The 235-nt window shown below is 64.7% G+C and carries 1 protein-coding gene; it reads right to left on the reverse strand.

Going from position 1 to position 235, the window contains the following annotated elements:
- Nucleotides 1-216: winged helix-turn-helix domain-containing protein (locus tag SB764_RS44655; RefSeq protein WP_410867396.1), on the reverse strand; the 216-nt coding region annotated here is incomplete at its 3' end.
- Nucleotides 217-235: the final 19 nt, after the last annotated feature.

The raw sequence follows: 235 nt of genomic DNA on the forward strand, positions 1-235 counted from the left end.
GACATAGATGTCGTGACCCCAGACGCCATCCAGAAGCTGCGAGCGCGAGAAGACGCGGCCGGGAGAGGCCATCAGGAATTCCAGCAGGCGAAACTCGGTCGGGCCGAGACGCACTTCGCGGGTCTTGCGATGAACGCGGTGCGTCTCGCGGTCGAGTTCGATATCGCCGCACTTCAGCACGGTCGAGAGAACTTCGGGCTTGGCGCGGCGCAGCATCGCCTTGACGCGAGCGACG

The sequence above is a fragment of the Paraburkholderia sp. SIMBA_027 genome, from assembly GCF_046535315.1.
GTDB lineage: Bacteria > Pseudomonadota > Gammaproteobacteria > Burkholderiales > Burkholderiaceae > Paraburkholderia > Paraburkholderia tropica.